The following is a 24,920-nucleotide window of genomic DNA, read 5'->3' on the forward strand; positions in this document are numbered from 1 at the left end:
CCCCGCCCGGCGGTCCGGCGTCACCCGGCCCGGTGCCCCCCGCCCGGTGCGCCGCCCGGTGCACGGCCCGGCGTCACTCGGTGCGGCGCAGCGGCTCGGGGGCGGGCTCGGCCGGGGAGACGGCGGTGACCGGAGCGGCCGGAGCGGCCGTGGCAACCGGGGTGACCGTGGCGGCCGGGGCGGGCCATTCGGCGATGAAGGCGCGGGCCTGGTCGGCGGTGAGCGGGTGGGCGAAGAGGTAGCCCTGGCCGAGCGGGCAGCCCATGGCGGCGAGCAGGTCGCGCTGCTCGGGGTGCTCGATGCCCTCGGCGATGACCTGGACGTCCAGGGTGTCGGCGATCCGGGTGATGCCCTCGACCAGCGCGTACTGCTGCGGGGAGCCGCCGAGGCCGTCGATGAAGGACTTGTCGATCTTGAGGATGGAGATCGGGAACTCCCGCAGGTACGACAGCGAGGAGTACCCGGTGCCGAAGTCGTCGATGGCGATGCCGACGCCCAGCTCGGCCAGCGTCCGCATGTCGGTGTGGACGCGCCCGTCCCGGCGCATCAGCACGGACTCGGTGAGCTCCAGCACCAGCGACTCGGCGGGGATCCCGGAGGTCCGGACGGCGCCGCGCACCACGTCGACGAAGCCCGCGTCGCGGAACTGCCGGGCGGAGACGTTGACGTTGACCCGCAGCGGGGGGCGGCCGCCGGCGGCGCGGTCGGCGGAGCTCTGCCGGTGCCAGGCGGCGGCCTCCTGGGCGGCGCGCTCCAGCACCCAGGCACCGAGCGGCACGATCTGGCCGCTCTCCTCGGCGAGGGCGATGAACTCGTCGGGCAGCACCATGCCGCGCCGGTCGTGCGGCCACCGGACGAGCGCCTCGAAGGCCACCAGGTCACCCGTGGCCAGGTCGACGATCGGCTGGTAGTACAGCCGGAACGCGGACTCGGCGATCGCGGTGTCCAGGTTCTCGTTCAGCTCGTGCCGCTCCACCATCCCGGCCTGCAGCGCGGGCTGGTACGGGCACCACTGCCGCTTGCCGGCCGCCTTCGCCGAGTACAGCGCCAGGTCGGCGTGGCTGAGCAGCTCGGTGGTGTCCACGCTGTCCTCCGTGGTCGCCACCCCGATGCTGGCGGTCACCCGCACCGCGCCCGCGCTCAGCTTGAACGGTTCTCCGAAGGCGGCCAGCACCGTGTCCGCGATCCGGCCCACGTCGGCCGGCCGCACCGCGTCCTCGACCAGCACCGCGAACTCGTCGCCGCCCAGCCGGGCCGCCGTGTCGGAGGTGCGCAGCGCGGTGGAGACCCGCAGCGACACGGCGACCAGCAGTTCGTCGCCGACCGCGTGCCCCTGGGTGTCGTTGACCATCTTGAAGTCGTCCAGGTCGATGAAGAGCACGCCGGTGACGGCGCCGCTGCGCTCGCCCCGGGAGAGCGCGTGGCCGACCCGGTCCAGGAAGAGGACGCGGTTGGCCAGGCCGGTGAGCGAGTCGTGGAAGGCGCGGTGGGTGAGCTCGCGCTCCATCTGCCGCTGGTCGGTCACGTCGCGCAGGGTGAGCACCAGGCCGCCGACGGTCGGGTCGTCGCGCAGGTCGTTGCAGCGGACCTCGGCCTCGATCAGGGAGCGGTCGGAGCGCAGCAGCCGCCAGTGCTCGCGCTGCGTGTCGCCGCCGGAGCGGCTGCCGGCGCCGTCCGGGCCGCGCATCCGGGCGAGCGCGCCGCCGACGGCCCGGCTGTCCTCGGGCGGGACGAGGTCGGTGATCAGGGTGCCGTTGAGGTCCGGGTAGCCGAGGACGCGTTCGGCGGAGGAGGACGAGGCGTAGCGGACGGAGTCGTCGGAGTTGAGGATCAGGATGACGTCGCTGGCGCTCTGCACCAGGGTCCGGAAGTAGGCCTCGCTGTTGCGGCGGTTGATCTCCTGGCTCAGCGTGACGCGTTCGACGGCCAGGGCGGCCTGGGCGGCCAGGATCTCCAGCGAGCCCCAGAGGCTGGTCAGCTCCTGTTCCGTGCCGGTGACGATGAGCGCGCCGATCAGCGGGTCCCCGGAGGGGCGTTCGGCGAGCGTGAGCGGGCAGAGCAGGGCGCTGGGCATGCCGTCGAACCGGGCGGCGAGGTCGGTGCCGACGGCCTCGACGGGCAGCAGCCTGGTCTCCCGGTAGGCGGCCAGGGCGAGCACCTCGTCGGAGTCGCCGCCGTCGATCGGGTGGTGGCCGGCGCCGCGCTGGGCGTGCCGGACGTGCAGCACGCCGCCCTCGGTGACGGCGAGCAGGGCGACGTGGCCGTCCTCGGTCGGCATCAGCGTGGCGGCGGCGGCCTGCACGGCGTCGGCGACCTCCTCGACGGTGACCGCCGCGGTGAGCGAGGAGCCGGCCACGCGCAGCGCGCGTTCGCGCGCGACGGCCTGCCGGCGGGCCCGGACCACCACCGCCAGCCGGGCCAGCACGAGCAGGTAGATGACCGCGGAGAAGGCGCCGATCACACCGGCGTTGCTGGTGTTCCCGCTCAGCGACTCGATGATCAGGATGGTCGGCGCGATCAGCGAGGCGAGGGTGAGCAGGGCGAGCCGCCCGGGGCTGAGGTCGGGCTGCTGGCTGGGGATGGGCCTGGTCAGTTCGACCATCGACGGGTGCAGCGCCGCCGCGCCCCAGGCGGTGTAGAAGGCGGCCCAGCCGAGGTCCACGGGAGTGCCGATGTGCCAGTCGCCGTGCAGCAGGATCAGGCCGTAGGCGACGTCGGAGACCAGCAGGCCGACCGTGCCGACGGCGAGCAGCTGGAGCGAGCGGCTGAACCCGCCGCGCGGCACCAGCAGCCGCAGCAGCAGGGCGAGGACGACCACGTCGCCGAGCGGGTAGGCGATGGCGACGGCCTTCTGGAACCAGCTGAGGTCCGGGTTCCGGGTGTACGGGAGGATCAGGTAGATCCAGGCGAGCAGCGCCAGGCCCATGGTGAGGATGAGCGCGTCGAGCAGGCTCGCGCGGTCCTGATGCGCCGTCCGCCAGCGGATGAAGCCCAACACGCCCGCCGCGTACAGCAGGTACTCGGCCAGGTAGAAGCCGTCGGCGACGGACGGGAACGGGCTCCCCAGGTGCAGGAACTGCATCTGGATGACCTGGACCACCTCGCCCGCGGTGAAGCTGAGGTTGGCGAGCGCCAGCAGGTACCAGAACAGCGCGTGGGACGGGCGGTTGAGGCGGACGCCGACGACGATGGCGGCGACGCCGCCGAGGCCGATGCCCGTCCACCAGATGATCCGCTGTGAGGGGTTCGTGTAGTAGACGGCGGTGAACACCACCATCCACACCAGGTAACAGGCCATCAGGCGCTGTCGCCGACGAGTCAACGAGGCTACCTCCTCCACGACATCACCCTGCCGTTCGGGCGGGGGAGTTCGGGCGAGGACGGGGCGGTCGGGCCGCCCGTGAGCGGTCACCCGTGGTGACGGGCGGAGGGTTTTCCCAGCCTTTCCGGTCTTTCGGGCATGGGCTCACGAGCGTCCGAGCGGCGTTCGGTCGGACGTTTGAAATGACCCGTGAGTGCGTATAGTCGGAAATGTCGCACCTCCCAGCATTCTGCCGCCACAGCACGAGGTCAAGCCGGTGGATGATGCAGCAGACAGCGCGCGGGGCGCGCGTTCGGAGGCGAACTCCGGGCGTCACGCCGTGCTCTGCAATCAAGACGGTCAGTATACGATCTGGCCCGGTGACTTCACGGTACCCAGTGGATGGCGCACCGTGTTCGGGCCCGCCCCGCGCGACGAGTGCCGCGCCTACGTGGACCGCGAGTGGCGTGCGGCCGGGCTCGGCCTGGCCGGCCACGGCGCGGACGGCCCCGCAGGCGCCCCCGCGTCGACCGGAGCGCCGGTCGAATTGTGGGCCGGTGCGCCGGTCGCGGCACCGGGCGGCGCACGGAGCGGCGCACCGGGCGCGGCAGCGGGCAGCGCACCGGGTGGTGCGCCGCCCCCCGCGGGGACCGGCCGCACCGTGCACGGGCTGTTCCGCGCCCGGGCCGCGCACGACCCCGACGCCCTCGCCCTCATCACCGACGAAGGCGACAGGTTCACCTACGGTGACCTCGACCGCCGCAGCGACCGGCTGGCCGCCGCCCTGCGCGCCCGCGGCGTACGGGCCGAACGGGTCGTCCCGGTCTGCCTGGAGCGCGGCGCCGACCTGGTGACGGCCTGGCTCGGCGTCCTCAAGGCCGGCGGCGCGTTCCTGCCCCTTGACCCGGTCCACCCGGAACGGCGGCTGGCCGCACTGGTCGCCGACTGCGGGGCCGAGGTGGTCGTCGCGGAGCGCGGGCGGACCTTCCCCGGGGTGCGGGTGCTGGGGCCCGACGCCACGGCGCCGGGAGCCGCCGACGCACCGGAGGCCGCCGGGGGCCACGACGGCCCGCCGGTGCCCGAGGACCTCGCGGCGCCCGACGACCTCGCCTACCTGATCTACACCTCCGGGACCACCGGCACCCCCAAGGGCGTCCCGGTCACCCACCGCTCCCTGGTCTTCACCCTGGACCGGGTCGTCCACGCCTACGGACTCACCCCCCGGGACCGCGTGCTGCAACTCGCCGCCATCGGCTTCGACACCTCGCTGGAGCAGGTCTTCGCCGCCCTGGCCGCCGGCTCCACCCTCGTCCTCGGCGGCGCCCGCACCTGGGCGCCCACCGAACTCGTCCACCGGATGCGCGAACTGGCCCTCACCGTCGCCGACCTCACCCCCGCCTACTGGCACCACGTGCTGGGGCTGCTCCCCGCCGGCGGGCCCGCCCCCGAAGGGCTGCGCCTGGTCGTCGTCGGCGGCGACACCGTGCACGCCGACGACTGCCGGACCTGCCTGGACCGGCTGCCCGGCGTCCGGCTGGTCAACGCGTACGGCGTGACCGAGGCCGCCGTGACCTCCACCCTCTGCGAGGTCACCCCCGAGGTGCTGGACGCCCCCACCCACGGCTCCGCCCACCACCCGCCGCCGGACGGGCACGGCTCTCCGGACGGGCACGGCTCGCCGGACGGGCACGGGCCCGCCGCCCCCCACCCGGCGGCCGCGCCACCCCGGCACCCCGCCGCCGCACCCGTCCCGATCGGACGGCCGCTGCCCGGCGTGCGGGTCCACGTCCTGGACGCCCGGCTCAGCCCCGTCCGGCCCGGCGAGAAGGGCGCGATCTACCTCGGCGGGCCCGGACTCGCCCGCGGCTACTGGAAGTCACCCGGGCTCACCGCCGAGGCCTTCCTGCCCGACCCCTACGCCCCCGTCCCCGGCGAACGCATGTACCGCACCGGCGACGCGGGCCGCTGGCGCGCCGACGGCCTGCTGGAGATCCTCGGCCGCTTCGACGACCAGGTGAAGGTCCGCGGCTACCGCGTCGACCCCACCGAGATCGAGTCCGTCCTCGCCGCCCACCCCGACGTCCGCCAGGCCCGGGTGGCCGCCGACGACAGCGACGACGGCGCCCACGTCCTCACCGCCTACTACACGCTCGGCGACCGCGACGCCTCCGGGGCCCGCGCCCGGCGCCGGGAGATCCGCGCCTACCTGGCCGAACGGCTCCCGGACTTCATGGTCCCCGCCGAGTTCGTGCTGCTCGACTCCATGCCGCTCACCCCCGCCGGCAAGATCGACCGGCGCCGACTGCCGCACACCCGGCCGCAGTTGCAGCGCCGGGACGGCGAAGGCCCGGACGGCGCGGGCGCGGGCGCCGGTGCGGGCCCGGCCGCCGACGGCGGGCACACGGGCGGCGCCGCGGACGGCGGTGTGGACGGCCGCCGCCCGCAGGGCGGAACGACCGCCGGGGACGGCACCGCCGACGCCGTCGAGACCGGTATCGCCCACCTCTGGTCCGAACTCCTGGGCGCCGAACAGGTCGGCCCCGACGACGACTTCTTCGACCTCGGCGGCAACTCCCTGCTCGCCATGGAGATGATCGCCCGGGCCCGGATCATCTTCGGCATCGACGTCACCCGGATCCGCCTGCTCACCCGCTCGCTGCTCCGCGACGCCACCCTGCGCGCCTTCGCCGACGCCACCCGGGCCGCCCGTGCGGGCGACGAGGACCCCGGCGACGGCGGCACCGGCGGCCGGCCCGGGAGCGGCTCCGGCCGCCCCGGCATCGACTGGAACGCCGAGGCCCGGCTCGACACGCCCGTCCGCCAGTCCTGGCACCCCGCGCCCTCCCGCGCCGAACCCGCCGAGATCCTGCTCACCGGCGCCACCGGCTTCTGCGGCGCCCACCTCCTCGACACGCTGCTGCGCACCACCGGAGCCCGCATCCACTGCCTCGTCCGCGCCCCGGACGAGGAGCACGCACTGGAACGCATCCGCGCCGCCCAGCAGCGGTTCCTCCGGCACGACCTGGCCGACCGCCGGGTGGTCCCGCTCGTCGGCGACCTCGCCGAACCGCTGCTCGGCCTCACCCAGCACCGCTTCGAGGAGCTGGCCGACAGCCTCGACGCCATCCACCACCTCGGCGGCCAGGTCAACTTCCTCTACCCGTACCACCAGCTGCGCCGGCCCAACGTCGGCGGCACCCGCGAGGTGGTCCGGCTCGCCGGGCACTCGCGCGGCATACCCGTCCACTACCTCTCCACCCTCGCCGTGCTCGCCGGGTTCGGACCCGCCGGTGTCCGCGAGGTCACCGAACGGACCCCGCTGGCCCACCCCGAGAAGCTCGCGGTCGGCTACGTGGAGAGCAAGTGGGTGGCCGAACGGCTGCTGCACCACGCGGCGGCGGCCGGGCTGCCGGTCACGGTGATGCGCACCAACGACGTCACCGGTGACCTCTCGGGCGGCGTGATGAACACCGGCACCGAACTCTGCGCGCTGATCAAGTACTTCGCGGAGAGCGGGAGCTACCCGGACGTCCGGCTGCCGCTCGACTTCGTCCCGGCCGACCGGTTCAGCCGGGCCATCGCCCACATCGCCGCCCACGCGCCCGCCAACGGCGAGGTGTACCACATCACCTCACCTCGGCCCGCGGGCCTCCCCGAGCTCGCCGAACGGCTCCGCGCGCGCGGCTACCCGGTGGACGAAGTCCCCTACGGCCAGTGGGTCGACGACCTGGTCCGGTTCGCCGCGGGACACCCGACCCACCCGGTCACCCCGTTCGTGCCGCTCTTCGTCGACCGCGCGCCGGGCACCGGACTCTCCATCAGCGAGATGTACTTCCGCCCGACCTTCCCGCTCTTCGACCGGGCCAACACCGACCACGCCCTCGCCGGCAGCGGCATCCGGCTGCCGGCGGTGGACGCCGGACTGATGGACCTCTACCTGACCCAGCTGACCGCCGAAGGGTTCCTGACCCCGCCGCTGGGGGCGGCCCGGTGACGCCGCCGGGCACCGGGCCGGAGGCCGGGCCGAGCATCGGGCCGAACGTCTGGCCGGAGCCCTGGCCGGACGCCGCTCCCGAGCCCTGGCCCGAGCCCCGGCCGGAGCCCGGACTCCCGGGGGAGGCGGGGCTGTTCGACGCCGTCGACGTCGAACGGGCCCCCGCCGACGGCCCGGCCGCGTTCGGCGGCACGCTGGAGCCGGAGACGATCCTGGCCGCGTACCGGCGCGGGCTGTTCCCCCTGCCGGCCGCCGACGAGTACGCGAGCGCCTTCAACGAGGCCCGGTACGAGGACGCGGTCGCGGCCGGGGAGGTGGCCCTGCTGCCGGGCCCCGGCCACCAGGACCCGTACGCGTTGGCGTGGTGGTCCCCCGACCCGCGCCCGGTGATCGCCCCGGAGCAGGTCCGCCTCGGGCGCAAGCTCGCCCGGCTGCTCCGCAACCGCCTGGGCTGGTGGACCACCGCCGACCGGGCCTTCGAGGAGGTGCTCGCCGCCTGTGCCGAGGGGCGCGAGCCGCCCTGGCTCACCGCGGGGCTGCAGGACGCCCTGGCGCGGCTGCACCGGCTCGGCGCGGCCCACAGCGCCGAGGTGTGGGAGGGGGAGGAGCTGGTCGGCGGCGTCTTCGGCATCGTCGCGGGCCCCGTGCTCAGCCTCGACTCGATGTTCCACCGCCGCCCCGACGCCGCCCGCGTCGCCGTCGCCGACCTCGCCGCCCGGTTCGCCGCCGCCGGTGGCCGCCTCCTCGACGCGCAGTGGGACTCCCCGCACGTCCGCACCCTCGGCGCCACCTCCGCACCCCGCGCCCACTACCTCGCCGAACTCGCCCGCCCGGCAGGGACGGAGCCGCTCGACACCGGCGCCCACCCGGCGGCCCGGCTGACCCCGAAGCTCCCCCGGCACGGACACGGACACGGGCATGGGCATGGGCACGGTCATGGCGGCGGCCACGGCCACGGTGACCGGCACCGGGGCTGACCGGGAGGGCGCCGCCCGGTGCCCGGTGCCCGGCCGGGACGGCCGGCCGTGTCGCCGGTTCTGACCCGTCGCCATCCGGCCGCCACGGCCGGGCCCGGTGGCGGTCCGCGGGAGCGGGCGCCCGTCGGGGCAGGGGATCGGCCCGGCCCCGCCGCGGGCCCCGGCCCCGGGCCGGGGCCTGCTCCACCGGTGCCCCGGCCGGTTTCGGCGCCGCCGCGGCCGGGAACGGAGCCGACCATGTTGTCCGTGGTGGTGGCCCCCTGGGGCGGTGATCCGGTGTTCGTGCGGGCCGGGGACGAGCCGCACGACGCGGCGAGCACGATGAAGGTGGCCGTGCTGGCCGCACTGCACCGCGGCGGGGCGGACCTCGACGCCCGCGTCCCGGTCGTGAACGCCTTCGCCTCGGCCGCGGGCGGCGAGTTCGGCAACGACCCGGACTGGGACAGCGACCCCGTCCCCTGGGGCCTGCTCGGCCGGACGGCCCCGCTCCGGCTGCTCGCCGAGCGGATGATCACCCACTCCTCGAACCTCGCCACCAACCTCTGCCTCGCCCGTACCGGTCACGCCGCGGTGGCCGAGGCCTGGCGCCGCGCGGGCGCCACGCACAGCGCCAGCCCGCGCGGCATCGAGGACTACCGGGCGCGTGACGCCGGGCTGCACAACCGGGTGACCGCCCGCGACCTGGTCCGCCTCCTCCAGTCCCTCGACGGCGAACCGGAGCTGCTCGCACTGCTCGAACGCAACGCCTTCCGGGTCGACCTCGCGGCCGGCCTGCCGCCCGGCACCAGGGTGGCGTTCAAGAACGGCTGGTTCCCCGGGGTGCGCCACAGCGTCGGCCTGGTCCACCCGGACGACTGCCCGCCGTACCTGCTGGCGGTCTGCTACACCGGCCCGTTGGCCTCCGGCGCGGACGAGGCGGAGGCGGACCCGGCGGCGCGGCTGGTGGCCCGGATCTCGGCCGCGGTCTGGGCGCGCCGGCACGCCGTCGCCGCCCGTGCCGTCGCCGCCCGTGCCGTCGCCGCCCGGGAGGTCGGCGGGTAGGCCGCGCGGGGTCGGGCCGGTGCCGGTCGGGCTGCGCCCCGGCGGCGGTGGGCCCCTCCGGCCCGCAGGACCTACGGCCGGTCCTGGGCCGCCAGCGCCGTGAGGCCCTCCAGCGCAGCCTCGTTGAGCAGGTTGATCCGCACGAACCCGGGCCGGCCGGAGAGTTCGAAGTGCCGGCCGTCCAGGGCGAGCAGCCGTTCGGCGGGGGCGTTCGGCCGGGCGAACAGGAAGTAGCCGGTGTCGATCGGTTCCTGTGCGGCCAGGGCGCCCGCCGCGGTGAGCCGCTGGTGGCCGTCGCGGACGTGGTCGAGCAGCCGGTGGTTGCCCTCGATCAGCATCAGGTCGGCGGCCCGGTGGGCGAACAGCCGGTCGGCCATGGTCACGTCGCCGTGCAGGTTGAGGTGGAGCTCGGCGAGCGGTTCGCGCAGCGGTTCGGGGACGAGCAGGTGGGCGCAGCGGTAGCCGTGGATGGACAGGTACTTGGTCGGGCAGACCATCCGCAGCGTGTGCTCGGCGGGCAGTGCGGCGGAGTCCTCCCGGCGGCCGCCGTCCCAGCGCATGTACTGGAAGGTGCCGTCGACGAACACCAGCGATCCGGTGGCGAGTTGCCACGCGGCGAGCTGCTTGAGCACGAGCTCCGGAACGCGTCGGCCGGTGTACCAGACCGGGTCGGTGAGCAGCAGGACGGTCCGCTCGTCGGGCAGCCGGAGGCTGAACCCGGGCTGGTGGGCGTGCGCCTCGGTGAGCTTGACCGGCTCGATGCCGAACCGCCGGAAGAGGTAGGCGAACTTGTAGTAGACCGGCGGCAGGTAGTGGATGCGGGTGTGGCCGGTGAGCCGCAGCCAGGTGCAGAAGGTGGCGAGCAGGGCGCTGGAGCCGCCGGCCGGGACGACCTGGGCGGGGGAGCACGGTTCGCCGTCGTAACTCTCGTGCAGGCGGGCGATCTTGCCGCGCAGCGCGTGGTCCTCGTCGATCGCCGGGTAGCGGGTGACGTCGCCGAGCCGGTACGGCGGGGTGTGGGCGAGGTCGCCGAGGTAGTCGGCCACGAAGGGGTGGCCGCCGTTGTAGTCGGAGACGAACAGCCGTCCGTCCGGCTGCTGCCGGGCCCGTTCCACGGCTTCGTGCAGGTCGAGCATGTGGAACAGCGACGACGACGTCATCCGTCACCCCTCGGGCGGTCGGCCTCTTTGTCGGACGGGCGTCAAGTCTGTCCCCGGCCCGGCACGGACACAAGTCCGCCCCGGGCCGGGTTCGTTCACGCAGGACCGGTCGGGCCGGAGCGCACGCCGGCCGCGCACCGGCCGTCCGTCGGCCGTCCGTCGGCCGTCCGTCGGCCGCTCACCGGCCGCACGGGAGCCCGCTCGGGAGCTCGGACGGGAGCCGGAGGGGAGTCCGCCCACGGGCCTGCGGCGCCTGAGGAGTTCACGGGCCGTTCACGCCGCGGGGGCCGGACCCGCCGGGTCCGGCCCCCGCGGGGGGTGCGGGCCGCTCAGTACGGCTTGACGAGGACGTGGGCGGCGCCCGGGATGCCGACCTTCAGCAGCTCGTCCTCCTCCGGGGTGGTCGGCGTGCCGGTCTCCTGCTTGAGGATGGCCCGGGACAGCGCCTGCACCCACATCGCGCGCGGCCGGCGGCGCTCCTCCCAGGCGGCCAGCGCGGCGGGCACGGTCTCGGCGGCGTCCAGGCTCTGGGCGAGCACCAGGGCGTCCTCCACGGCCATCGCCGCGCCCTGGGCCAGGTGCGGGGTGGACGCGTGCGCGGCGTCGCCGGCCAGCACCACCCGGCCGACGTGCCAGGGCTCCTCGACGGTGACCTGGGAGATCCGGGTGTACACCACCGCGGCCGGGTCGGTGACCTGGGCCAGTGCCTCGGCGATCGGCCCGCCGAAGCCGGCCAGCCGCTCGCGCAGCTGCTCGTGGGCCAGCTCCTGGTCCGGCCGGAAGTCCTCGGCCTCGGCGAACACCGAGCCCAGGTACATCAGGTCCTCGCTGATCGGCGTGAGCAGCGCCTTGGCCTTGAGGTTGCCGGCCGACATCACGACGCCCTGCACCTCGGGCGAACGGGGCAGGGTGACGCGCCAGTTGGCGAAGCCGGTGTACTCGGGCGCGTAGGCCTCGCCGTAGAGCCGCTTGCGCAGCGGCGAGCCGATGCCGTCGAAGCCGACCACGAGGTCGTAGCGGCCGCTCTGCCCGTCGGACAGGGTGACCGCCACCTCCTCGCCCTCGTCGACGAGTTCGGCGATCGTGGTGCCGAACCGGATGCCGACCCCGGCGGCGGTGGCGGCCTCGCCGAGCAGTCGGGCGAGGGCGGGCCGGGGGATGCCGTTGTTGGACGGCGCGTCGCCCATCCGGGGCTGCGGGATCTTCGCGACGGTGGCGCCGGCCGGGTCGCAGATGGTCAGCACCTCCCACTCGAACCCGGCCTTGAGGCACTGGTCGAGGATGCCGATCTCGCGCATCACGTGCAGCGCGTTGGACGGCTGGATGATGCCGACGCCGAGCGCCTCCAGCTCGTCGCGCAGCTCCACGACGTCGACCCGGTGGCCGCGCCGGGCGAGGGCGGTGGCGGCGGTCAGGCCGCCGATGCCGCCGCCGTGGACGAGTACGCGCAGGGGTGGGGTCATGACGGGGTTCTCCAAGCGGAAGGGGAAGCGGGGAGGAAGGGGGCGGGAGCCGGATCGGGGGCCCGGCCGCCGGGTGGGACCGGGTGGGGCCGGGTGGGCCGGAGCCGGGCGGAGAAACGTTTCAGCCGACGGCCGACCCGGCCGCCGAGAGGTCCATCAGGTGGTCGACCAGGGCCAGCAGCAGGTCCCGCCCGTACGCGCGCTCCCGGACGTCGCCGAGCAGCATCGGCACCTGCGGGTCGAGGTCCAGGGCCGCCCGGATCTCCGCCGGGCTGCGGGTGTTGTGACCGTGGAAGCAGTTGATCGCGACCACGAACGGGATGCCCCGGCTCTCGAAGAAGTCGATCGAGGCGAAGCTGGTGTCCAGCCGGCGGGTGTCGGCGATGACGATCCCGCCGAGCGCGCCGTTCACGAGGTCGTTCCACATGAACCAGAACCGCTCCTGGCCGGGCGTGCCGAACAGGTAGACCACCAGCTCCGGATTGACCGTGATCCGGCCGAAGTCCAGGGCGACGGTGGTGGTCTCCTTGCTGTCGACGCCCGACAGGTCGTCCACGCCGACGCTGGCGCGGGTCAGCAGCTCCTCGGTGCGCAGCGGCGCGACCTCACTGACCGAGCCGACCAGGGTGGTCTTGCCGACGCCGAAGCCGCCGGCGATCAGGATCTTGACGGCGGCGGGGGCGATCGCCGCCCGGCCGTGGGCGGCCGGGCCGCCGGCGCCGAGGCCGTTCGGCCCCGCCGCGTGCGGTCCGGGGGAGGGGAGGGGTGCGGTCGGTGCCATGGTTCAGAGTCTCCGGAGTCCTTCGCGTACGGCCGTCAGAAGACCGAGGTCCACGCCCCCGCTGGCCCGGGCCACCGAGAGCGGCGGCCGGGCCAGCAGCAGGCCCTGCGAGATGAGATCGCCCAGCAGGATCTTGGTGACCGAGACCGGCAGGTTGAGGCCGGCGGACACCTCGGCGACGGCGGCCGGGCGGCGGCAGCGCTCCAGGATCAGCCGGTGCTCGGGCTGCAGCGCGCGCGGCCCGGACCGGGAACCCCTGGCCAGCGCCTCGGCCGCCGGGTCGTCGACGGTGGTCAGCAGGGTGATCAGGGTGAGGTCGTCGCGTTCGGGCAGGACCCGGCCGCGGGTGATGGTGTAGGGGCGCACCATCGTGCCCGCGCCGTAGTCCTCGTCGTCGTCCTCGTCGGGCTCGCTCCAGTGGGGGCGCACCGGCGGTTCAGCCCCGGTTCCGGGCCGCGAAGGCGTCGAACTCGTTGCGGGCCGGGGTGCTCATCTTCTGGCCGACCTGCTGCACCAGCGTGTGCATGGCCACCGACATCACCTCGGCGTCCACCTCCTGGGAGGCCACCACGGCCAGGTGGGTGCCCTGGGCGGCGGCGATGATGAACAGCCAGACCTCGGCCAGCTCGACGATCACCTGGTGCACCGGCCCGCCGTCGAAGAGCTGGCCGACGCCGCGGGCCAGGCTCTGCTGGCCGGTGGCGACGGCGGCCAGCCGCTCGGCGTCCGACCGCTCGATGGACCGCGAGTGGCTGACGACCAGTCCGTCGTCGGAGAGCAGGACGGCGCTTCTGGTACCGGCCACCGAGTCGACGAGTCCGTCCAGCAGCCAGTCCAGGTCCTGGTGGGTGGCGATCGTACGGTTCATGACTGCTCTTCCGTCCTCGTGGTTCGGGGATCCGCGGCGGGGAGGGCCCAGGGGGACGGGCCCGGTGCGGGAGTGGTGGGGCCGGCGGGAGTGGGGGGCGCCGGGGGGTTCGGGTACTCGGGCGCGGCGCCGTCCGGGGCCGGGCCGCCGCGCGCGGCGCGGGACTGGCGCTGGAAGGCGCCGATGGTCGCGCCCGAACGGCGGGGCGGCCGCTGGAACGGCCCCGCCGGGTCGCCCTGCCCGGCCTGGTCGCCCGGCCGGTCCTGCCCGGGCCGTCCGGTGCCGCCGGGGAGGCCGGGCAGACCGGTGCCGCCGGGACCGGCCGGGGGCTGCGGCGGGACCCGCAGCTCGGCGGCCAGGCTGGCCTGCCGGACGCGCTGCGGCAGCGGCGGCTGGCCGCCCTCCGGGGCGCTCAGCGGGATCGCCGAGGTGTACTCGCGGCGCTCGGCGAGCCGGTAGTGGTCGGCCGGCCGGTACTGCTCGTCGGCGTACGGGGCCTCGGCGGGGGTGACGGTCGCGTAGGCGATGTCCGGGTACGCGGGGGCGTCGTACGAGGCGGCCGCGGCCTCGGAGGCGCCGTGGACGGGGTCGCCGTGGTCCTGGGGGCCGTGGGGGGCTCCGTGGCCCTGCGCGGCGTCGTAGCCGGGCGTGCCGTACCCGGGCAGGTCGTAGCCCGGGGCCGCCGGGTAGCCCGCCGAACCGTGCTCGACCGGCTGCCCGGCCTCCGCCTCCGGCGTCACGTACTCGACGAGCGCGAACGCCTCGGCCGGTTCCGGCCGGGGGTTGCCGGTGAACCAGTCGGTGTCCGGCGGGATGTCGTCGTCGGCGAACGCCGGACCGCCGGGGTAGCCGCGGCCCTCGGAGAAGCCGTCGTCGTCGGCGGGGCCGGTGCCGGGAGCGGCGTCGGGGCCGGGGACGGGGCCGGAGTCGGCCGCCGTGCCGTCGCCGACCGGGAACGCCGCTCCGGCGTCCCCGCGCTCCTCCTCGGCGTCGACCAGGACCACCGGACCGGCGGTCGGCTGGCCCGGCATCTCCGTCACCGAGGCGAGCACCGCCTTCCCGTGCGCGCCGCGCTGGCGCCGCGCGAGCGGGATCGGCTCGACCGGGGCGGCGTCCGGCAGGCCAGGGTCCCCGTCGATGACGAGCTCGCCGGGGACGAGCACGACCACGCGGGTGCCGCCGAACGCCGAGGGCCGGAACTCCACCCTGATCCCGGTGCTCGCCGCCAGCCGGGCGACCACGTAGAAGCCGAGCCGGATGTCGTCGGCCCGGGCCAGCACGTCCATCCGGGGCGGGCTGATCATCAGTTCGTTGGCCGCGTCGTACTGGTCCGGGTCCATGCCGAGCCCGCGGTCCTCGATCTCGATGGCCAGGCCGCGCCCGACGACGGCTGCCCGCACGTCGACCGGCGTGGGCGGCTTCGAGAAGGTCGCCGCGTTCTCCATCAGCTCGGCGACCACGTGGGCCACCGGCCCGACCGCCCGCTCGGAGAGCCACGGGTGGCCCTCGACGTCCAGCATGATCCGGCGGTAGTCCTGCACCTCGCCCTGGGCGGAGCGGAGCACGTCCAGCAGCGGGACGGGCTTGCGCCACTTCCGCTGCGGCTGCCCGCCGGCCAGGATGACCAGGTTCTCCTCGTAGCGGCGCAGGCGCGCGGTGAGGTGGTCGAGGTCGAACAGTCCCTCCAGGATCTCCGGGTCCTCGTGCTTGCGCTCCAGCTCGTCGAGCTTGCGCAGCTGCTGGCCGATCAGCAGCTGGGTGCGGCGGGCGATCCGCTGGAGCAGCCGCTCGAACCCGCGGTGCTGCTCGGCCTGCTGGACGGAGGTCTCCAGCGCGGAGGTGCGGGCCATGTTGAGCGCCTGGCCGAGCTGCGCCAGCTCGTCGGTGCCGTGGGAGTGCGGTCCGGCCGTGATGGCCCGGCTCTCCGCCTCGACGTCCACCAGCTCGCCCTGCGCCAGCCGTTCCACGACCTGGGGCAGGGTCAGCTCCAGGTCCTGGGCCTGGACCTGGAGCTCCTTGATCCGGCGGCGCAGCGAGCGGGTCAGCCGCCAGCTGGAGAAGACCACCGCGAGGACCGCGAACAGGCCGATCAGGGCGGTCAGCGCGACGCGGGTGAGCAGCGAGATGATCGAGCCCTTCCCGACCTCCACCACGCCGTCGGTGCGCGCCTCCAGGGCGTTCACCAGCTGCGGGTTGACCTGGTCGAGGGCCTGCCGCCACTGGTCCTGGAGCTGCGGCAGCCGGATGCTGCCGCTGGCGTCGGCGGCGGCCGGCCGGGTGAGGGCCTGCTCGACGGCGGCCTTGGCCTGCCAGCCGGGGCTGTTGGCGAGCTGCTGCCAGAGGCCCTGCTCGTCGGCCGGCACGTACGGGACGACCTGCACGGTGAACAGGTGGTCCTGGGCGCCGATGGCCTGCTGGAGCAGCTGGTAGTCGGCGGTGCTGAGCTTCCCGGAGGGCCAGCCGCGGGCCAGGATGGCATCCTCGCGGGCCAGCATCTCCTTGGCCCAGAAGGCGTTGACCAGGGTCTTGGAGATCCAGGTGACCTCGCCGTTGTCGACGTGGCTGAGCGCGGTGAACAGCCGGAGGTCGACGGCGATCAGGTCGGTGTAGTACGCGTAGACGCTCTGCTGGTCGACGGCACCGCGGTCGACCGCGCTCCGCTGCTCGGCCAGCCGGCCGAGCGCGCGGCGGGCCTCGGCGACCGCGGTGCGCACCTCGCCGGGCGCGCTGTCGGCGGTCTCGCCGGAGAGGGCCTGGAACTTCACGACGGCCTCGTCGGTCAGCTGCCGCTGGCGCTTCAGCTGGTCGGCGACGCTGCCGGGCCGGGCGAGCGACTCGGCACTGAGCCGGCGCTCCTCCTGGAGGTTGTAGTAGACGATGTTGGACGGTTGTCCCGCCTTCTGCGCCAGCAGTCCCTGGGCCGCCTGGCGTTGGAAGTCGAAGAGCGTCACGCCGCTGGTGACCGCCCAGAGGACGGCCAGGGCGAGACTGGGGACGAGGGCGAGGACGAGCAGTGCCGTCCGCAGTGACAGGCGCGGACGCCTGCGGGGGGCCTTCGGCGTCGGGGGCCGCCGATTCGCACGCGCGCGCAGAGCTGTCTCCTTGGGGCTGGCGGCCGGTCCGTGAGGGCCGGGCCGTCCGGGGCACGGGCTTTTGACGAGGCGATACTAGTCATACGGTGTGTTAGGAGTGAAAGCGCGTTCGATCTTCGGACGACGCGCACACACGTCCTTAACATTGCGTCAGTGTGCGGTTAACACCGCGGACGGGCGCCGACCAGCGCCTGGAGCACGCCCCGGAGCGGCTTCGGTCCCCTGCGGCAGGTCCGGCGGAGGTGCCCCGGATCCGCCCGCGCTGTGCCCGATCGTGCCCCCGGTGCGCCCCCCGGTGCGCCCCCGCGATCCCCGCCGCGCCGGCCGGGGACCCGATGTCCGCTCCACGGAACCGGGTTGTCCTGCGCGGCGGAACGTGGTTACGGTACCCGCCATGCAGTCGTGGAGTCTCCTTCTCGGTGGCCGCAGCGGGGTCTGACCGACCGGCGCCCCGCTGCGGGGCGCCGTGCTGCCGGTCGTCACCCGGTAGCGACCGCGCGGAAGCCGCGCAGTGAAGGACCTCCACCCGTGACCGCAGCAGACAGCACCGCAGACAGCACCGCAGGCGACACCGCGGACATCACCGCAGGCACCACCGCAGGCGCCACCCGTGCCGTCGGCGAGGCGGGCACCGCCGGTGCCGCAGGAACCGCGCCCCTCCCGCCGGGCGGGGGGTTCCCCGGCCTCCGCACCCCCGCCGGCCCCGTCCCGGCCGGAGCCCCCGCCTGGAACCCGCAGCGCGGCAGCGCCATGCCGTTCCACCGCTACCGCCCCGCCCACCGGCGCGTCCCGCTGCCCGAGTCCGCCGACCGGGCCTGGCCGTCGCGGCGGATCGAGCGGGCCCCGCTCTGGGTCCCCGTCGACCTGCGGGACGGCAACCAGGCCCTCGCCGAGCCGATGGACCCGGCGCGCAAGCAACGCATGTTCGACCTGTTCCTGGCCATGGGCTTCAAGGAGATCGAGGTCGGCTACCCCTCGGCCAGCCGGACCGACTTCGACTTCGTCCGCCGCCTCGCCACCACCCCCGGCGCGGTGCCCGAGGACGTCACCGTCGTCGTCTTCACCGCGGCCCGCGCCGACCTCATCGACCGCACCTTCGAGTCCGTCGAGGGCCTGCCGAGGGTCGTCGTCCACCTCTACACCGCCACCGCGCCGGTCTGGCGCGACGTCGTCCTCGGCCGCAGCCGCGAGGAGGTGCGGACGCTGGTCCACGGTGCCGCCGAGCACATGGCCCGGCGCGCCGGCGACCGCCCCGGCCTGCGGTTCCAGTTCTCGCCCGAGGTGTTCAACCTGACCGAGCCGGACTACGTCCTGGAGCTCTGCGACGGCCTCACCCGGCTCTGGGACGCGAGCCCCGACCGCCCGGTGGTCCACAACCTGCCCGCCACCGTCGAGATCGCCACCCCCAACGTCTACGCCGACCAGATCGAGTACCTGCACCGGCACCTGGCCCGCCGGGACTCGGTGATCCTCTCCGTCCACCCCCACAACGACCGGGGGACGGGCGTGGCCTGCGCCGAACTGGCCGTCATGGCCGGGGCCCAACGGGTCGAGGGCTGCCTCTTCGGCAACGGCGAGCGGACCGGCAATGTCGACCTGTCGACCCTCGCGCTCAACCTGTACACCCAGGGCGTCGACCCGATGGTCGACTTCTCCGACATCGACGAGATCCGGCGCACCGTCGAGCACTGCAACCGGCTGCCCGTCCACGAACGCCACCCCTACGTCGGCGACCTCGTCCACACCGCCTTCTCCGGCACCCACCAGGACGCCATCAAGAAGGGCTTCGCCCACCACGCCAGGACCGCCGCCGACCTGGGCGTCCCGCCCGGCCGCGCGCCCTGGGACGTCCCCTACCTGCCGATCGACCCGGCCGACCTCGGCCGCGACTACGAGGCGGTGATCCGCGTCAACAGCCAGTCCGGCAAGGGCGGCATCGCCTACCTGCTCCAGGCCGGCCACGGCCTCGACCTGCCGCGCCGCCTCCAGATCGAGTTCTCCCGGGTGGTCCAGGAGTCCACGGACGACAGCGGGCGCGAGGTCACCGCCGACGAGCTGTACGCGCTGTTCCGGGCCACCTACCTGGACCCGGCGCTGCCGGCCGGGTGGCGGACGGGGGAGGACGGCGCCGGCGCGCACTGGGCCGAGGTCACCCTCGACGGCAGGACGCACCGGGGCGCGGGCAACGGGCCGCTCGACGCGGTGTCCGCGGCCCTCCGGGCGGCCGGACACCCCGTCGACATCCTCCGGTTCACCGAGCACGCCGTCCGCACCGGGCCCGACAGCGAGGCCGTCGCGTACGTGGAGGCCCGGGTCGGGGACGGCGGCGGCGGTGCTGGTGCCGGTGGTGCGGGTGGGGGTGCCGGTGCGGCGGGTGGTGCGGCCGGCGGCGTGGTCTGGGGCGTCGGGCGGGACACCTCCGTGCTGACCGCCGGCATCCGGGCCGTCCTCAGCGCCGTCGGGCGCGGGAAGGCGCGACCCGCCGCCGTGCGGCAGGATGGCGCGATGACGTCCCCCCTCCCCGCCCGCAGCCAGGCGGTCGCCGACGCCCTCGCGGCGGCCGGACTGCCCGGCGGGATCCGTGTCCTGCCCGACTCCGCCCGCACCGCCGCCGAGGCGGCCGCCGCCCTCGGCTGCGAGGTCGGCGCCATCGCCAACAGCCTGGTCTTCGTCTGCGACGGCGCGCCCCTGCTGGTCATGACCAGCGGCGCCCACCGCGTCGACACGGCGCACCTGGCCCGGCAGCTGGGCACCGGCCCGATCGAACGGGCCGGTGCGGCCGAGGTCCGCGAGGCCACCGGCCAGGCCATCGGCGGTGTCGCCCCCGTCGGACACCCGGCGCCGCTGCGCACCGTCGTCGACACCGCGCTCGCCGCCCACGAGGTGCTGTGGGCCGCGGCCGGCCATCCGCACACCGTCGTCCCGATGAGCTACGACGAGCTGCTGAAGCTGACCGGCGGCACCCCGGCCGAGGTCGCGCCCGAGTAGGGACCCGGCCGTCCTGCGAGGTCCTCCCGGCAGCTGCCCGGCGCCGGGAGGACCTCGCGCTCCCCCTCGGCTACCAGACCTTCTGCAGGGTGAACAGGTCGGCCTGGAACTGCATCTGGACGGCGTGCGCCGACCACCAGCCGCCCTGGACGGTCACCCAGCTGTGGCTGTTCTGCGCCTGGAGCGCGACCAGGTCGGTGCCGGGCACCGGCTTGCTCCAGAACACCTCCCGCGACTCCCAGTTGCACTCCTCGGTGAGGATCCAGGCGCCGTCGCCGGTGTAGCCGCTGTCGACGGCCAGGCACCACCAGCGCGCGTGGTCCTTCAACTTGTAGAACCTGCTGCCCGGGTGGGCGGGGTCGGGCCGGCTGCAGAGCTGCCACTGCTGGACGGCCTCGCCGTCCCACGGCGCCTGGATGACCGAGCCGTGCCCCTCCCGCTCCATCGACACCTGGAGCACCATCCGGTCGTTGCCGTACGTGTGCGGGGTGAGGATCCGGTACCCGCCGCCCTCGCAGCTGTAGCCGTCCATCGGGTCCGCGGCTGACGCGGCGGGAGCCCCGACCGTCAGCAGCGCGCCGACGGTGACGGTGGCGCCGAGGACGGCGCCGATGCGGCGGGCGGCCCTGCTCCTGTGCTGTGCCATGGTTCATCCCCTCCTGGTCGAACATGGTGGTCGGCGACGTGCGGAACCCCCCTACTTGCAGAGCTCCCTCTGGGCGGCCTCCCGGACGGTGCGCGCCGGCGCGGCGGGCTCGCAGGTGATCGTCCCCTCGTCGGGGAAGCTGAAGGTGGTGTACTGGCCGGTGCCCGACTGGCTGGCGTTGATCCAGTAGCCCTTGCCCGGGCCGGAGCGGGCGCAGATGTACCGGGACCACTCGCCGTCGACCCGCAGGACGCCCCGGTAGATCCCGTAGAAGCCGGGCGCGTTGAGGTTGACCACCCGGGTGAGCTCCGTCGTCCGGGTGTTGCCCCGCTGGTTGGCGACCTGGAACCCGACCTTGGTGCCGACGCTCGACAGGGTCGACGTGTAGGTGGCGCTGAACTCCGCGGAGTTGTTGATGCTCGTGGTGACCGAGGTCATCTCCGAGAGCTTCTTGGTCTGCTGGCCGGTCGTGCCGGGAGCGACGTTGAAGGAGGTGAACTCGGTGATCACCGGCGTGATGACGGCCGTGGTGATGTCGTCCCAGATGTGCTCGACATCCGGGTTGCAGGTCGCCGGCGGGGGAGTCGCGTGCGCGGGGGCCGCGCCGAGCCCGAGGCCGGTGACGGCGAGGAGTGCGGCGAGACCCGTGCCGAGGGCGGCTCGCCGACGGGGGAGAGCGCGTGCGGTACGTGCTGTTGTCACGAGGAGAGATCCCTCCGGTAGGGGGAATGGTCCCGAACTGACTACCGGAATCCTCCGTGGCGCCCCGGCACGGTTTCCATCCCAACTATCTGGAGGGAAAACGTGCCGGGGCGATTGTTTTCGGCTAGGCGATGCCGAACGGCGCCGCCCAGCGGGCCGTCCCGGACGGCAGCGGGTCACGCTCCGCGTCCAGGCTCAGCGCCATCCACGCCTCGTCCGGCGCGTCGACGGTGAGCACGATCCCGTGCGCCGAGGCCCGGCCGAAACCGAACCGCGGGTAGTACGACGGGTGCCCGAGCAGGATCACGAAGCGCTCGCCCCGCGCGCGGGCGGCGTCCAGCCCGGCCCGGACCACGGCGGATCCCGCACCGGACCGCTGACGGTCCGGGCTGACCGAGACCGGGGCGAGGGCGAGGGCGGGGACGTCGCCGATGAAGGCACGGGTGAAGGCCACGTGGCCGACCACGGTGCCCGACGGGTCCGTGGCCACGGTGGAGAGACCGCCGATCCACGCCTCGTCGCCCCGCAGGGCGTCGAGGAGGTCGGCCTCCATCGGCCGGCCGAACGCGGCCAGCGTCAGCTCACGGACGGCCGGGACGTCGGAGGACGCCTCGACACGGGTGTGCCAGGGGGAGGAGGAAGAAGAAGACATGGGGAAACCCTTGGAGGTGAAGGGTCCCAGCGTGCGAGAACGTCAGACCGGGACCCGGGAGGTGAGGACACTCGGGGCGCCGCGCAGCACGTGCGCAGCCGCTGTCACCGTGGCCACGATTCACCCTCCCTCTCTCCGAACGGCCCTGATCGGGCTCGGTCGAGCCCGGACGATCGACCGTAACACGGGCCGCGGGGCCGGTGCACACGGTTATCCGGCCCGCCCCGGGCGTACCCGGGGCCGTCCTGAGGCGGGCCCCGGGCGTACCCGGGGCCCGCCTCAGGACGCGCCGAAGACCCGGGCCAGGGCCGTCCGCGCCGCGATCCCCCCGGCCTCGCGGAACGCGCGGTCGTGGGAGTCCACCGGGTGGACGACCACGCGCCGCAGGACCGCCCGGCAGTGGACGGCGATCCGCCCGTCCCCGGCCAGCACCTCGCGCATCCCCTCGTCGAACGCGGCGAGGAGCCCGAAGACCTGGCGGTAGTCCTCGTCGCCGCCGGCGGCCCCGAAACGGAACCGGACGTCGTCCGGCAGGACGAGCTCGAACCCGGCCGGTCCGGTGCGCGGCTCGAAGTCCACCGCCACGACGGCGACCCCGCCACCGCACCCGCCGGCCTGGCGGAGGACCCGGGCCTCCACCTCACGGACGGGCTCGGGCGGGAAACGCACGGGGTCTGCGGACATCCCGCCATCGTAGGAGCCCCGGGCCGCGCACGGGACGTCGGACCGGCCGACGTCCCGTGCGCGGCCCGGCCGCATCCGCCGCCCGGTGCGCGGCCCGGTGCCCGGCCCGTGCACGGCGCGACCTAGCGGGCGGCCCGGTCCGCCGCCGGCCGCTGCGCCACGGCCAGCGACACCGCCTCCAGCGCGCTGGTGAACGACACCTCGCTCAGCACCCCCGGAGCCGCCACCTGGTCGCCGACCAGGTAGACGCCGTCGCCCCGGTCGACGGCCGGGCGGTCGCGCCAGGTGGTGCCCGGGAGGTCCACCGCACCGGTCCGGCCGGCGGCCACCGCCGTGCGCCGCCACACCACGCGCTCGCGCCACCCCGGGTACCCCAGGTCCAGCAACCGCTCGGCCCGGGCGGTCCCCTCCTCCCTGCGCTCCTTCGGGGCGAGCGGGAGCTGGGCCTGGATCAGCTGCTCCCCGGCGGGCGCCAGACTCACGTCCTGGGCCGTGAACCGCTCCACCCACCCCGGCCCGTCGAGGTCCGAGACGAAGAACGCGTCACCGCGCCGCGACCGGACGGCCAGGTCGAGCAGCAGCGTGCGGCCGCCCGCCCACACCAGGCCGTCGTCCCCGAGCAGCCGCCGCGCCGCGTCCAGCGAGGTCGCCACGACCACCGGCCCGCCGCTCCGCGGCAGTTCGTCCACCCGCGCGTCCGTCTCGATCCGCACGCCGAGCTCCCGCGCCCGCTCCGCCATCCGGTCGATCACCGACTGCCAGCCCCCCACCGGGTACTGCGCCTCCGGCGGGAAGCCCGCCGACCGGCGCAGCCGCTCCTGGACGAACGCGGCCGACAGCAGCCCGGGATCGTGGTGGAACGTCGAGACGGCCACGAAGTTCGCCGCGGCCCGGGCGGTCCGCTCACCGGCCACCTCGCTCGCCCAGCCCAGGAAGGTCCGGCCCACCGGGGCGCCGCGCCGCCGCGCCAGCCGCACGACCCCGACCGGCGGCAGCCGGTGCAGCCGCCCGTCCCGGTGGTAGCGCGTCCGCAGCGACTCGGCCACCGGGATCCGCGCGAGCGGCCCCACCAGCCCGCGCTGCCGCAGCCACGCCCAGTGCGGCCCGCGCCGGTAGAACGCGTGCGGGCCCTCGTTGGTCCGGTACGGCGCCTCCGCCGTCCGGGCCCGGCCGCCGAGCCGCGCGTGCGCCTCGTACAGGGTGACCGCCGCCCCCGCCTCGGCCGCCGAAACCGCCGCCGTCAGCCCGCCGAAACCGCCGCCGACGACGGTGATGTGCTGCGCCATGTCCTCGCCCCTCCGGGTACCTGGCCGCCGCTTCCGGCCGCCGTCGGCAAGGGGACGGAACAGCCCGCCGGAATGTGACGGCCTTCGGGCGGCGGGAGTGTCGGGAGGGGCGGGCACGGGCGCGGGAGCCCCCGCACGGGACGCCGGATCCGCCGACTCCCGGCTCCGCCCCGGGCACCCGCGTGCCGCTCCCGGCCGGCCCCCGCACTGCTCCCGCGCTTCTCGTGTGCCGCTCCCGGGCCGCCTGCTCCGGGGGCCGGACGCGGTCCCTAGACTTCCGGCATGCCCGCCCTCCTGCCCCACGTCCCCCGGCTGCCGGGGCCGTTCGTGCCCGCCGAACCGTCGGTGACCACGCCGCTCGGCGTGCTCGTCCTGCGCGCGGAGCTCGGCGGCAGGCCCGTCCCGTCGAGGCCGACGCGGCTCCACCGGCTGCCGGCCGGCGGGCTGCTGTACCGGTGGGAGCGGGCGGACGCCGATCTGGAACTGCTGCTCTGCCCGCTCCGGACACCGGCCTCCGAGGTCTCCCTCGCGGTCGACAACGGCTGGGGCGCCGTCTGGGGCCTCGACGCCCGCACGGCGCTCGACCGGGTCCGCCTCACCGCGTCCTTCCAGGCGGTGCCGGCCGACGTCTACAGCGGCTACGCCGGCGGCCAGTCGCTCGCCGCCGTCGAGCTCTCCGACCCCGGCACCGTCCTCCACCTCGGGGGCTCCGACGAGGAGGAGATCTGCGCCCGTGCGCGGTCCGGCTCCGGAGTCCCGCGCGCCTGGGCGGCCCGGCTGGACGAGGTGTACGCCCGAGGGCGCCGTCCCGCCTGGGGCGTCGAGTACCTCGACGAACACCAGGGCCTGCGCTGGACCCTCCCGCCCCTCGCCGCCGGGGACCACGTCCGCCTCCACGCCGCCGTCGGCTGGCGCACCCCGCGGCCGGACGACCCCGAGGACGACGAGAGCACCTGGTGGGCGGTGCTCACCGACCCTGAGCGCATCCTGGCCGCCGCCGAGGGGGACACGGCGGCCTGAGCGGCTGCGGGAGGTGACCGCGGGAGGTGACCGAGGGAGAGGGCGCGGGAGGGGCGCGACCTCGGTCTGGGCGGCGCGTCCCCGCCGGAAGGCGGCGCACAGCGCGCGGCCGCACGCCGGACGGATCCTGCCAAGCTGCGCCCGCCCGCCGTCCGTGCGCGTCACCGCAGGCCGGCCGCGCCGTCGGTGCCCCGCTCCCGGGGCCCGCGCCCGTGCCGCGCCGCCCGCCGCCCCGCGCCCGGGGCGACGGCCCAGGCCGGACGGC

At 75.3% G+C, this 24,920-nt stretch carries 17 protein-coding genes and 1 pseudogene; 6 read left to right on the top strand and 12 right to left on the bottom strand.

Features of this window, described 5'->3' with window-relative positions:
- Window positions 1-73: 73 nt before the first annotated feature.
- On the bottom strand, window positions 74-3,322 hold the full coding sequence (locus OG550_RS28800) for a putative bifunctional diguanylate cyclase/phosphodiesterase (protein WP_327682401.1): 3,249 nt from the start codon (window positions 3,320-3,322) through the stop codon (window positions 74-76).
- A gap of 256 nt (window positions 3,323-3,578) precedes the next feature.
- On the opposite strand from OG550_RS28800, the gene OG550_RS28805 reads away from it, so the two are divergent.
- From OG550_RS28805 to OG550_RS28815, 3 genes are all read left to right on the top strand, one after another.
- Window positions 3,579-7,295 (top strand): thioester reductase domain-containing protein, encoded by a 3,717-nt coding sequence (locus OG550_RS28805; RefSeq protein ID WP_327682402.1) that lies wholly within the window; start codon window positions 3,579-3,581, stop codon window positions 7,293-7,295.
- Complete coding sequence (locus tag OG550_RS28810) at window positions 7,292-8,272, top strand: leucyl/phenylalanyl-tRNA--protein transferase (protein ID WP_327682404.1); 981 nt, start codon at window positions 7,292-7,294, stop codon at window positions 8,270-8,272. The genes OG550_RS28805 and OG550_RS28810 overlap by 4 nt, the downstream gene beginning before the upstream one ends.
- 237 nt (window positions 8,273-8,509) lie before the next feature.
- Window positions 8,510-9,313 carry a serine hydrolase gene (locus tag OG550_RS28815; protein WP_327682406.1) on the top strand — a complete coding sequence of 268 codons (804 nt, stop codon included), beginning with the start codon at window positions 8,510-8,512 and terminating at the stop codon, window positions 9,311-9,313.
- A gap of 71 nt (window positions 9,314-9,384) precedes the next feature.
- Here the strand turns inward: OG550_RS28815 and OG550_RS28820 are convergent, their stop codons facing one another.
- From OG550_RS28820 to OG550_RS28845, 6 genes are all read right to left on the bottom strand, one after another.
- Complete coding sequence (locus OG550_RS28820; RefSeq protein WP_327682408.1) at window positions 9,385-10,473, bottom strand: aminotransferase class I/II-fold pyridoxal phosphate-dependent enzyme; 1,089 nt, start codon at window positions 10,471-10,473, stop codon at window positions 9,385-9,387.
- 329 nt (window positions 10,474-10,802) lie between these two features.
- Window positions 10,803-11,936, bottom strand: coding sequence for an FAD-dependent monooxygenase (locus OG550_RS28825; RefSeq protein WP_327682409.1), 1,134 nt, complete (start codon window positions 11,934-11,936; stop codon window positions 10,803-10,805).
- A gap of 121 nt (window positions 11,937-12,057) precedes the next feature.
- Window positions 12,058-12,717: a GTP-binding protein gene (locus tag OG550_RS28830; protein WP_327682411.1), complete on the bottom strand. Its 660-nt coding sequence runs from the start codon at window positions 12,715-12,717 to the stop codon at window positions 12,058-12,060.
- A gap of 3 nt (window positions 12,718-12,720) precedes the next feature.
- Window positions 12,721-13,146, bottom strand: a complete 426-nt coding sequence (locus OG550_RS28835) for a DUF742 domain-containing protein (protein WP_442906089.1) — start codon at window positions 13,144-13,146, stop codon at window positions 12,721-12,723.
- A 7-nt stretch (window positions 13,147-13,153) separates the two neighbouring features.
- Window positions 13,154-13,585, bottom strand: coding sequence for a roadblock/LC7 domain-containing protein (locus OG550_RS28840; protein WP_327682412.1), 432 nt, complete (start codon window positions 13,583-13,585; stop codon window positions 13,154-13,156).
- A complete protein-coding gene (locus OG550_RS28845) occupies window positions 13,582-16,536 on the bottom strand; it encodes a sensor histidine kinase (RefSeq protein WP_327682414.1) in 2,955 nt (984 codons plus the stop codon). The genes OG550_RS28840 and OG550_RS28845 overlap by 4 nt, the downstream gene beginning before the upstream one ends.
- Window positions 16,537-17,427: 891 nt before the next feature.
- Here OG550_RS28845 and OG550_RS28850 point away from each other — a divergent pair.
- Window positions 17,428-19,152: pseudogene (locus OG550_RS28850) on the top strand (2-isopropylmalate synthase); the annotation flags it as partial.
- Between the two features lie 30 nt (window positions 19,153-19,182).
- Window positions 19,183-19,665 carry a YbaK/EbsC family protein gene (locus OG550_RS28855; protein WP_327684215.1) on the top strand — a complete coding sequence of 161 codons (483 nt, stop codon included), beginning with the start codon at window positions 19,183-19,185 and terminating at the stop codon, window positions 19,663-19,665.
- Between the two features lie 70 nt (window positions 19,666-19,735).
- Here OG550_RS28855 and OG550_RS28860 read toward each other — a convergent pair whose 3' ends face one another.
- The 5 genes from OG550_RS28860 to OG550_RS28880 form a co-directional block, all read right to left on the bottom strand.
- Window positions 19,736-20,311 carry an RICIN domain-containing protein gene (locus OG550_RS28860; protein WP_327682416.1) on the bottom strand — a complete coding sequence of 192 codons (576 nt, stop codon included), beginning with the start codon at window positions 20,309-20,311 and terminating at the stop codon, window positions 19,736-19,738.
- 51 nt (window positions 20,312-20,362) lie between these two features.
- The gene (locus OG550_RS28865; RefSeq protein ID WP_327682418.1) at window positions 20,363-21,013 is read right to left on the bottom strand and encodes a hypothetical protein; all 651 of its coding nucleotides are present in this window, start codon (window positions 21,011-21,013) and stop codon (window positions 20,363-20,365) included.
- Between the two features lie 124 nt (window positions 21,014-21,137).
- Window positions 21,138-21,665 (bottom strand): GNAT family N-acetyltransferase, encoded by a 528-nt coding sequence (locus OG550_RS28870; protein WP_327682419.1) that lies wholly within the window; start codon window positions 21,663-21,665, stop codon window positions 21,138-21,140.
- Between the two features lie 279 nt (window positions 21,666-21,944).
- The gene (locus OG550_RS28875) at window positions 21,945-22,349 is read right to left on the bottom strand and encodes a hypothetical protein (protein WP_327682421.1); all 405 of its coding nucleotides are present in this window, start codon (window positions 22,347-22,349) and stop codon (window positions 21,945-21,947) included.
- A gap of 122 nt (window positions 22,350-22,471) precedes the next feature.
- Window positions 22,472-23,635, bottom strand: a complete 1,164-nt coding sequence (locus tag OG550_RS28880; protein WP_327682423.1) for an FAD-dependent oxidoreductase — start codon at window positions 23,633-23,635, stop codon at window positions 22,472-22,474.
- A gap of 282 nt (window positions 23,636-23,917) precedes the next feature.
- Between OG550_RS28880 and OG550_RS28885 the strand changes: the two genes are divergently transcribed.
- Window positions 23,918-24,655: a hypothetical protein gene (locus OG550_RS28885; RefSeq protein WP_327682425.1), complete on the top strand. Its 738-nt coding sequence runs from the start codon at window positions 23,918-23,920 to the stop codon at window positions 24,653-24,655.
- The last annotated feature ends 265 nt before the right edge of the window (window positions 24,656-24,920 follow it).

Source organism: Kitasatospora sp. NBC_00458, assembly GCF_036013975.1.
GTDB lineage: Bacteria > Actinomycetota > Actinomycetes > Streptomycetales > Streptomycetaceae > Kitasatospora.